Below are 10,433 nucleotides of genomic sequence, written 5' to 3'. Positions count from 1 at the left end.
CAGAGTGATACGAATTTCGGATTCAAATCCACCACACTAGAGCGCATCCCGAAACGTGTGAAACGGTTTTCGGATAAGATGCGCGTTAGAAACGCGCGATTCCGTCGAGTGCGTTTTCCAGCAGTTTTTCATATTTTTTCCGTGGAACTTCCACAGCGCCGAATCTTTCGAGATGTGGCGTGGTGAACTGCGTGTCGAGAAGTACGAAGCCTCGGCTGACCAGATGCTGGACCAGATAGGCGAGGCAGACCTTTGAAGCATCTCGCTTGCGGGTGAACATGCTCTCACCAAAGAAGGCGCGTCCGAGTGTGACGCCATAAAGCCCACCGACGAGCTGTCCGTCATGCCAGGCTTCAACCGTGTGGCAATGTCCGATCTCGAACAATTCCTTATAGGCTTCGCGGATTGGACCGTTGATCCATGTACGCGCGCGTTCGCCGGTTCCGCTGGCACAACCTTCGATCACGCCATCAAAATCGCTGTCGAGCCTTATATCAAAAATGCCCTGGCGAATGGTTTTCTGGAGGCTTTTCGGTAGGTGGAAGCCATCGAGGGGTATGACACCGCGCCTCTCGGGACGAACCCAGAAGACTTCGGGATCGTCGGCTTCTTCAGCCATGGGAAATATTCCCGTGGCATAGGCCCGCAGGAGCAACTCCGGTTCGATTGAATAGTCGTCCGGGGACACTCCTGCGGTCATTTTCGTCAGGCGCTTTCGCCCTTGGTTTTCTTGGCCAGATATTTTTCCAGCCAATGAATGTCGTAATCGCCGTTGGCAATATCCTGATTTGCAATCAGGTCCTGGAAAAGCGGGAGAGTGGTTTTCACGCCATCGACCACGAACTCGTCCAGCGCGCGGCGCAGACGCATCATGCATTCGACGCGATTGCGACCATGCACGATGAGCTTGCCGATAAGGCTGTCATAGTAAGGCGGAATGCGATAGCCGGAATAAACGCCCGAATCCACGCGGATGCCGAGGCCACCCGGCGTATGATAATGCGTGATCAGCCCCGGCGAAGGCGCAAATGTCAGCGGATCTTCAGCGTTGATACGGCATTCAATGGCATGGCCAGAGAAGCGGATATCCTTCTGCTTTACCGACAGGCCGAGACCGGCTGCAACGCGAATCTGCTCGTGAACGAGATCGATGCCCGTGATGGCTTCCGTAATCGGATGTTCCACCTGAAGGCGCGTGTTCATTTCGATGAAATAGAATTCGCCGTCTTCATACAGGAACTCGATCGTTCCCGCACCGCGATAACCCAATTCCGCACAGGCGTTGGCGCAAACCATGCCGATCTTGTCGCGTGCTTCGGCGTTGAGCGCCGGTGAATTGGCTTCTTCCCAAACCTTCTGGTGGCGGCGCTGCAACGAGCAGTCGCGTTCGCCCAGATGGATGGCATTGCCTGCGCCATCGCCCATGACCTGAACTTCGATATGGCGCGGCTTTTCGAGATATTTCTCGATATAGACCGCATCGTCACCAAAGGCTGCACCGGCTTCCGTACGAGCCGTTGCAAGTGCCACCGAAAGATCGTCCTCGGTGCGGGCAACCTTCATGCCGCGTCCGCCACCACCGGCAGAAGCCTTGATGATGACCGGATAACCGATTTCCTTCGCGATGCGTGCAGCTTCGACGTCATCCGTCACGCCGCCGTCCGAGCCCGGAACGACTGGAATGCCAAGGCGCTTTGCAGTGCGTTTGGCTTCAATCTTGTCGCCCATGATGCGGATATGCGAAGCGGTGGGGCCGATGAAGGTGATGCCGTGCGCTTCAAGAATTTCCGCGAACTTGGCGTTCTCCGACAGGAAGCCGTAACCCGGATGGATTGCGTCGGCACCAGTGATCTCGCATGCAGCAACGATCTGATGGATGTTCAGATAGCTGTCGCGCGACGGCGGCGGTCCAATGCAGACGCTTTCGTCTGCCAGACGCACATGCATCGCGTCGGCGTCTGCCGTGGAGTGAACGGCGACGGTCTTGATGCCCAGTTCCTTACAAGCCCTGAGCACGCGAAGAGCGATTTCGCCACGATTGGCTATGAGTATCTTTTGAAACATTGCGCTTTGCTGCCCGTTCATTGAATAAGCCGTAATCTGCTGTCTTATTCGATTACGACGAGCGGCTCACCGAATTCAACCGGCTGAGCGTCTTCGATGAGGATGGCCTTGACCGTACCAGCGCGCGGGGCTGGAATCTGGTTCATGGTCTTCATGGCTTCGATGATGAGAAGCGTCTGACCTTCCTTTACCTGTGCGCCAACTTCGATGAAGTTGCGGGCGCCCGGAGCCGGAGCGAGATAGGCGGTGCCAACCATCGGCGACGGAACGGCGTTCTTCGACAGATCAGCCTTGGTTGGTTCGGCGGCTGCAGCAACTGGCGCAGCAGCAGTAACAACAGGGGCTGCGGCAGGCATAACTGTCGCTGCGGCCTGAACCGTGACCTTGCGCGAAACGCGGATACGCAGATCGCCGTGTTCCACTTCGATGTCGGTAAGGTCAGTTTCGTTGAGGATGTCCGCCAGGTCGCGGATCGTTTCCTTGTCGATGACGGAATTTTTGCTGGACATATCAGGCCCCTTTAACGCTTTGCCCGTTGTTTTCTTCTTCTTTGGCAATTGCCGCAAGCGCGCGCAGACCGAGCAGATATCCTTCCGCGCCAAAGCCGCAAATAACGCCTTTGGCGACTGCGGATACATAGGAGTGATGCCGGAAAGCCTCACGCGCATGAATGTTCGAAAGATGCACTTCCACGACCGTTACCTTGGCCGAGCGGATTGCATCATGAATAGCAACCGAAGTGTGACTATAGGCGGCAGGATTGATGAGGACATAGGCGTTTTTATCGCCAGCCTCCTGAATCCAGGTCACCAGATCGCCTTCGTAATTGGACTGACGGAAATCGACATCAAGTCCGAGTTGTTCAGCCTCACGCTTGCAGTCCGCCTCGATATTATCGAGCGTTGCAACACCGTATATCCCCGGTTCTCGTTTACCGAGAAGGTTGAGATTGGGGCCGTTCAAAACAAAAACCGTTTTTGCCATATCCGTCCGCGACTGATAACGCGTTACCGCGAAATTTCGGTACACTTCGCATTTCATATAGAGGGCTTGGACGCAAGCCGAAACCCTCTAAATCATTGCAGATGTTTTGCCGTACCAGTTTTTCCCGCTATTCTTTGCAAAATAAGCAGGCAATACGGCAATTTCTCTTCTCGCAACATAAACATTGGATGCCACGGCATAAACTGTTTCACAAAAGTGACCAGTCAAGCCATGGCCGACCAGATCAATTTTTCGCTGCAGCGCGCGCTGCCGCGATTCTCTCGACCAGCCCATCAACACCGATCGCGCCGGGAACCAGTTCATCACCGATGATGTAGGATGGCGTTCCGGTAATATTGAGCTGTTGCGCCAGCTGATAGGTCTGCTGGAATGCGCCGGTGATGGCCGGATCCTTCATCTTGTCGCGTAGCTGTGCTTCATCGGCTCCCAGTTTCACTGCATCGGCGATGGCGGAATCTTCCGTTGCACGCTCCTGCGCGCCCAGAAGCACTTCATGGAATTCGGCGTATTTTTCCGGCATCAGCGCTCTGAATGCCTGTGCCACAATATGCGCCTTGGCCGAATCCGGGCCGAGAATCGGGAATTCTTTCATGACGAACCGGACGTTCTTGTCGGTTTTCAGGATCGCTTCCATGTCCGGCAGCGCCCGCTTGCAATAGCCGCAATTGTAATCGAAGAACTCATAGACCGTCACATCGCCGTCTGGATTACCGAAGACTGCATCATGCTTGGGATCATAAAGGGTGCTGCGATTGGCCGTCAGCACCTGCTTGATCTGTTCCTGCGCCGCATGCGCCTGCTTGGTTTCAAGTGCGCTTTGCACTTCCAGCATCAGTTCAGGATTCTGGATGAGATAATTGCGCACGACGTTTTCAATGGCCTGCTGGTTCATCGCCACAGGAGGGGCCACAGGGGCCACAGCAGCAGGGCTGTCCACGGCGGCCGGAGCCTGTCGGGCTGTGCCTGCATAATAACCTAATGCAAGAGCGGCAATGCCTACAACGCCGCTGGCAACTGTTATGGAAACTGCATTCTTCATTCCAAATTCCAATCTGTCTAGAATACCGGTTTCAGGCGCAAAATGCTGCCTTACTTGCTTTTCTTGGCATTAATGATGTCCTGCGCGCGAAGCCATTCGGGTGAACGGGGCTTCATCTGCTTTTGCGCACGGATGGCGAATATCTGGGCCTGCTGAAGCTTGCCAGAATAATAGTTCATATCGGCCGTTGCGAGGTCGGCGAGCGCCATGTCACCTTGCTGGCCATAAGCCTGCGCGAGATAACCGTAGCCTCCTGGAAACTCCGGATCAGAGGCTATGCCTGCCTTGATCTCCTTGATCGCCGTCGGCATGTTCGCCTTGGCACCGGTGAGCATAAGGGCGCGCCCATAGCTCATGCGCAGCAACGGCGACTTACGCGGATCGAGCGAAACTGCCTTCTGGAAAGCCTTTGCTGCGCCTGCCGCATCATTGGCTTTCAGCAGGACTTCGCCGCGCATTTCCTGGAAATACGGGTTCTTTGGCTGTTCCTTGATAAGTGCATCAAACTTCGGCAGCGCAGCGCGGGCTGAACCATTCAGGAATGTTGTGATGGCATTGCCATAACGGGCAGGGAGCCCGCCAGGATTGCTGCGGAACATGCGCTGTAGTGCGCCCATATTGCCCGAATAGGCGGCAATTTTGGCACGCGCCATATCGTGCCGCATCTGCAATGCCGGAGAATCGGCTTTGTTGAAATACGGGCTCTTTCTCGCAAGTTCTTCCAGATTGGCAATTCGCTCACGCGGGAGAGGGTGGCTGATACGATACTGGTCGATCTGGGTGCCGGTAAGCGACAAGGCTGATGCGAAGCGCTCAAATGTATCGAGCATTCCCTTGGTCGACTGCCCGGTGGCGTTGAGATAGTTCACGGCCAGGCGATCGGCGGTCATTTCTTCGGTGCGCTGATAGTTGAGCACGCTGCGCATGGCAACTTCGCTTGAGCCCATGGCGATGCCTGCGCCTGCGCCCGCTGCATTGCCGCTGCCGCTTGCGGCACCTGCAACACCGGCACCAACACCAAGTAACATACCGATGATTGCCATGTTGCGGGCACGGCTCAACTGCTCACGCAACCGTTCCTGATGCCCACCTGCAAGGTGCCCCGATTCGTGTGCGATCACGCCAATGATTTCATTGGGCGTTTCCGCCTGCATGATCGCGCCTGTATTGATGAAAATACGCCGTCCATCGACAAAGGCGTTGAAGCTTTGCGAATTGACCAGAATAACGCGAACGCCGCGACCACCCAGACCTGCAGCCTTGAGGATCGGCGCAGCGTAGTCGGCGACGAGTGCCTCGATCTCGGCGTCGCGCACGATGGGGACACCACCGCCGCGCGACTGCGCGAATGCGGGCAGGGCACTGGTAACGGCTATGGACATCGCGGCTGCCACCGCAACCGAACGGCGAACCAAACTATGGAAAGAAAATCTTCTGGGTGGGAATGGTGTAGTCATCGTCCCCATCGTGTTGTTCTTCCTTCTTCAAACCGGCACGAATCTTATAGCCTTTGCATTCAATCATCGATAGGCAGGCGAGAGATAATCTCCATCTCGGAATTTGGTCGTATTTTCTCGAAAGGTGCTGTTGCTTTACCAATCCGGCGATTATACGGCGGATGTAGAATGCGAAACTCGCAATTTTCTGGAGGTAAAGTTGGTCACTCTTTCCAGCCGCAGCGCGGTCGAGCCCTTCCATGCCATGGATGTTCTGGCAGAGGCTAATCGTCGTCGCGCAGCCGGCCATCCAATCATTTCCATGGCGGTAGGCCAGCCTGCCGACCCGGCACCGGAAGTCGTTCGACAAGCTGCTGAACGTGCCTTGAAGGATGGTCGCATCGGTTACACCGACGCTTTGGGACTGATTGAACTGAGAGAGGCGATTGCTGCGCATTATGCCGATCATTACGGTGTTTCGGTTTCGCCGGAACGCATTGCGGTCACAACCGGCTCCTCCGCTGCCTTCAATCTGGCCTTTGTGGTCTATTTCGATCCGGGCGACCGGGTTGCTATTACACGCCCGGGCTATCCTGCCTATCGCAATATATTGACGGCACTAGGCCTCGAGGTCGTGGAAATACCGACGGGCAATGGAACGTCGGCGTCATTGACTGCCGAGGCGCTTGCAGCGGCACATGTTGAAAAGCCGTTGAAAGGCGTATTGTTTGCAAGTCCGGCCAATCCGACCGGGGCGGTCATCGACAAGCCGGAACTGACGGCAATCATCGAAACAGCCCGAGATCTGGGCATCCGGGTCATCTCGGACGAAATCTATCACCGGCTTTCCTATGAGACGGACGACGTCACAGCGTTGGAGATTTCCAATGATGTGACGATCATCAACTCATTTTCCAAATATTACTGCATGACCGGCTGGCGTATTGGCTGGATGGTTTTGCCTGAAAGCGATATCCGCGCAATCGAACGACTGAGCCAGAGCCTTTATATCTCTGCGCCGGAGCTTTCGCAGCGCGCTGCCATCGAAGCCTTCCATGCAACGACAGAACTTGAGCGGGTAAAGGATCGCTATCGCAAGAACAGGCGCATCCTGCTGGACCATCTTCCACGTATAGGTCTCAGCCTGGCCGCACCAATGGACGGTGCATTCTATGCCTATTGTGACGTTTCGCGCTTTACCAACGACAGCATGGAATTTGCCCGCCGGATGATTGCTGAAATCAATATTGCTGCGACGCCGGGACGGGATTTTGACCCGCTGGACGGGCATCGAACGATGCGCTTTTCCTATGCTGGAAAGATTGAGGAAATGGAAGAAGCCGTCCGTCGCCTGGAAGGCTGGTTGCCACAGCAGAAAGCCTGAGCAGGCTCCTTCAAACCATTTACAGTATTAAAAGATAAAGAAAAACCGGCGTTTCCGCCGGTTTTTTCATTTCAATCATGAAACGGGTCTCAGAAGAAACCCTTCTTCTGCCACCAGCCAGCGCGCTTGGGCTTCTGGTCTTCGCTCTCGCTCGAAGTCACAACGGGCTCAGCGCTTTTCTGCGGCTCGGCAATTGTCGTCACTTCTGCTTCGACTGCAACTGTCTCTTCGACTTCAACCGCCGGTTTCGCAGCAGCTCTGCGAGTACGCCGCTTCGGCTTCTCGGTTTCCGCTTCAGGTTCGTCAGCGACCACTACCGGCTCGGCAGGAGCTTCTTCGGCTGCCTTCTTACGGCTACGGGTCTTGCGAGCAGGCTTGGCAGGCTTTTCCTCTGCTTCAGCAGCGACGACGTCCTCAGCCGCTTCCTCAGTCTTCGCAGACTTGCGAGCGCGAGGCTTACGGGCGGGCTTGGCGGGCTTTTCCTCGACTGCTGCTTCGGTAACCGGAACTACAGCTTCAGCGACGTCAGCCGTTTGTTCCACCGCTGCCACTGTTTCGACAACAGCTTCCTTGGCCTTGACCGGCAGAACCGGCGTATAACCGACGAATTCCGGATCAGGAACCTTGCGTGTACGCGGTTCGTCGTCACGACGGTTCTTGCGTCCACCCCGGCGACCGCGGCGACGCTTCTTACGGCGATCTTCTTCGCTCAGCGAAGCATTAGACGATGAATCCTGCGCGTCATCGGCGTCATCATCTTCGTCGGAGGCATCTTCCGAAACGGAATCGGTCTTTGCAGCCTGTTCCGGGTTCTCGCGATCACGACCACCGCGACGGCGACGACGGCGACGGCGCTTGCGATCACCTTCGTCACCACGATCTTCGCGAGCCTGAACGTCTGCCGTCGTTTCTTCTTCGGCTTCGTCCTCATCGACCGGGATTTCCGGATCTTCGATGTCGTCCTCGATATAGGCCATCGGCTGAACCGGAGGCTGGATAATCGGCCGTGTCGACGGCGCGCCCTTGTCGATGACGAAATGCTGGTGGCCGACGCTCTCGTCGGCGTCGATGCTGATCGCTACACCAAAACGCCCTTCCAGATCGGCAAGAAGCTGGCGCTTGTGATTGAGAACATAAAGCGCCGAGGCAGCCGGTGTGCGGACATGAATGTCGAAACCGGAGTGACGCAGCAGATAATCCTCGATGCCGCGAATAATATGCAGCGCCATGGAGGAATCCGAGCGGATATGGCCGGTGCCGCCGCAATGCGGGCAGACCTGCATCGTGCTTTCCAGTACGGATGCACGGATACGCTGGCGTGACATTTCCAGAAGACCGAAATGCGAGATACGGCCCACCTGGATGCGCGCGCGATCATCCTTCAGGCAGTCCTTCATCTTCTTTTCGACAGCGCGATTGTTGCGCTTTTCTTCCATGTCGATGAAGTCGACGACGATCAGACCGGCGAGGTCGCGCAGGCGAAGCTGGCGTGCGACTTCTTCTGCTGCCTCCAGATTGGTCTGCAGCGCCGTGTCCTCAATCGAATGTTCACGCGTTGACCGGCCAGAGTTGACGTCGATGGCAACAAGCGCTTCCGTCTGGTTGATGATCAGGTAGCCACCTGATTTGAGCGTGACCTGTGGCAGCAACATGCGGTCGAGCTGTGCTTCCACGCCGTTGCGCGTGAAGATCGGGACCTGTTCGCGGTAAGGCTGGACGACCTTCGCATGGCTCGGCATGAGCATGCGCATGAAGTCTTTGGCCTCACGGTAGCCGTTTTCACCGGAAACGAGGATTTCCGAGATGTCCTTGTTATAAAGATCACGGATCGACCGCTTGATCAGGCTGCCTTCTTCATAGACGAGGGCGGGCGCCGTCGATTGCAGCGTCAGTGAGCGTACATTTTCCCAAAGACGCATCAGATATTCATAGTCGCGCTTGACTTCCGCCTTGGTGCGGTTTGCGCCAGCCGTACGCAGGATCACGCCCATGCCCTGCGGCACTTCGAGTTCCTTGACGATTTCCTTGAGGCGCTTGCGGTCCTGCGGATTGGTGATCTTGCGCGAAATGCCGCCGCCCCGTGCCGTGTTCGGCATCAGTACCGAATAGCGTCCGGCAAGCGAAAGATAGGTCGTGAGAGCTGCGCCCTTGTTGCCGCGCTCTTCCTTGACCACCTGCACCAGAAGAATCTGGCGACGCTTGATCACTTCCTGGATATTGTACTGGCGACGATTGGTACGGGCAGGCGTCGGAAGCTCTTCAAGTGCATCTTCCGAACCAACAGATTCAACCATGTCCTCTTCATGTTCGATGTCGTCCTCGTCGCCGTTATCGATGGCTTCGGAGATCACATCGCTTTTCTGAGAAAGGGCAATGGCCGGTGTGCCGGGCACGTAATTCTCAAAAGCCGGGCCGACAGGCTCAGCCGCTGGCAATCCCTTGTCGGCGGCATTGGCCTGCGCGTCGCCATTCTGGCCGTCACGACGACCGCGACGACGGTTGCGGCGCGAGCGATCGTTCCGGTCGCTGCGCTCGCTCTTGGCGCGTGGTTCGTCTTCATCGTCTTCCGCGCGTGCGGCTTTGGCTTCCGCTTCGAGCAGCGCAAGACGATCAGCTACCGGGATCTGGTAGTAGTCAGGATGGATTTCCGAGAACGCGAGGAAGCCATGGCGATTGCCGCCATATTCCACGAACGCAGCCTGAAGCGAGGGTTCGACGCGGGTGACACGTGCGAGATAGATATTGCCTTTCAGCTGCTTCTTGTGTTCCGACTCAAAGTCGAATTCTTCAATCTTGTTGCCCCGAGTGACGATAACCCGGGTCTCCTCCGGGTGGGAGGCATCGATAAGCATTTTGTTGGACATTATTGTCTTTCCTGCCGGCGCGAAGACGCAATACGCGTGCGCCGGACGAAACCCTGAGGGCTGTCGTGCTCACTGCGTTGCATCTGCCGAATGGTTCTGGGTTCGTCGGAATAAAAGCTGCTGCCTCCGCGCGCGATGGCCTCGTGGCGATCACGGTCTTCAGGCTTGCAGTGGTCAGTCTTGCTTGACCCATAGCTGTTCCGAACGAAACGACCTCATATATGACCCGAAAAAGCCGGGCCGACCTCATTGCTCTTTTCGAGCGTTGGCGACAGCGCGTAATGATGCGCAGTCGGCCGATAGAAACGGAGGGCGGGGGAGCCACATCTCCGCTGAATTCTGTGACGGTTATCGGGGGCGGCGAATGAATATGCCGCTGTTTTCACTATCATTCCTTGCAGTTCATTTTGAGAACCGGCAAACGATTCTGATAGTTCACCCAAAACCTTTCATTGCTTTTATGGCGTCGTTTGAACGATGACAAGTGCGAATATCATTTGACATTCGCATCGCAATTTTGCCGAAAGCTGAGTATAGGCCCTGTTCAAGGTCGAAATACGGCTGGAAATCCTTCATTAATTATAGTTCTGTACGAGTGTTTTAATGGGTATTCGAGCGAGATGGTGCAGGGGCGAGCGTGC

General features: G+C 56.0%; 9 protein-coding genes. 2 read left to right on the top strand and 7 right to left on the bottom strand.

From position 1 onward, the window contains the following. Positions 1 to 85: 85 nt before the first annotated feature. The 6 genes from aat to HWX93_RS20300 all read right to left on the bottom strand — a co-directional run bounded on the left by aat (position 86) and on the right by HWX93_RS20300 (position 5,574). Positions 86 to 700, bottom strand: a complete 615-nt coding sequence (gene aat / locus HWX93_RS20325) for a leucyl/phenylalanyl-tRNA--protein transferase (protein ID WP_176038505.1) — start codon at positions 698 to 700, stop codon at positions 86 to 88. A 5-nt stretch (positions 701 to 705) separates the two neighbouring features. Next, positions 706 to 2,064, bottom strand: a complete 1,359-nt coding sequence (gene accC, locus HWX93_RS20320; protein WP_081104473.1) for an acetyl-CoA carboxylase biotin carboxylase subunit — start codon at positions 2,062 to 2,064, stop codon at positions 706 to 708. Between the two features lie 44 nt (positions 2,065 to 2,108). Beyond that, a complete protein-coding gene (accB, locus tag HWX93_RS20315) occupies positions 2,109 to 2,573 on the bottom strand; it encodes an acetyl-CoA carboxylase biotin carboxyl carrier protein (protein WP_061346402.1) in 465 nt (154 codons plus the stop codon). Between the two features lies 1 nt (position 2,574). After that, positions 2,575 to 3,048, bottom strand: coding sequence for a type II 3-dehydroquinate dehydratase (gene aroQ, locus HWX93_RS20310; protein WP_151557977.1), 474 nt, complete (start codon positions 3,046 to 3,048; stop codon positions 2,575 to 2,577). 244 nt (positions 3,049 to 3,292) lie between these two features. Then, a complete protein-coding gene (locus HWX93_RS20305; RefSeq protein WP_151557973.1) occupies positions 3,293 to 4,108 on the bottom strand; it encodes a DsbA family protein in 816 nt (271 codons plus the stop codon). Between the two features lie 50 nt (positions 4,109 to 4,158). Beyond that, on the bottom strand, positions 4,159 to 5,574 hold the full coding sequence (locus tag HWX93_RS20300; RefSeq protein ID WP_151557971.1) for a M48 family metalloprotease: 1,416 nt from the start codon (positions 5,572 to 5,574) through the stop codon (positions 4,159 to 4,161). A gap of 190 nt (positions 5,575 to 5,764) precedes the next feature. Between HWX93_RS20300 and HWX93_RS20295 the strand changes: the two genes are divergently transcribed. After that, positions 5,765 to 6,928 (top strand): pyridoxal phosphate-dependent aminotransferase, encoded by a 1,164-nt coding sequence (locus HWX93_RS20295; protein WP_151557967.1) that lies wholly within the window; start codon positions 5,765 to 5,767, stop codon positions 6,926 to 6,928. An 89-nt stretch (positions 6,929 to 7,017) separates the two neighbouring features. Here the strand turns inward: HWX93_RS20295 and HWX93_RS20290 are convergent, their stop codons facing one another. Further along, positions 7,018 to 9,792: an Rne/Rng family ribonuclease gene (locus tag HWX93_RS20290; RefSeq protein WP_151557965.1), complete on the bottom strand. Its 2,775-nt coding sequence runs from the start codon at positions 9,790 to 9,792 to the stop codon at positions 7,018 to 7,020. A 2-nt stretch (positions 9,793 to 9,794) separates the two neighbouring features. Between HWX93_RS20290 and HWX93_RS20285 the strand changes: the two genes are divergently transcribed. Then, a complete protein-coding gene (locus HWX93_RS20285) occupies positions 9,795 to 9,980 on the top strand; it encodes a hypothetical protein (RefSeq protein ID WP_151557963.1) in 186 nt (61 codons plus the stop codon). Positions 9,981 to 10,433 lie beyond the last annotated feature (453 nt).

Origin of the sequence: Brucella tritici (assembly GCF_902825325.1) — a bacterium.
In the GTDB taxonomy this organism is placed as follows: Bacteria; Pseudomonadota; Alphaproteobacteria; order Rhizobiales; family Rhizobiaceae; genus Brucella.
Note: the sequence above shows the minus strand (reverse complement) of the source record. Positions and strands in the feature narration are given on the sequence as shown.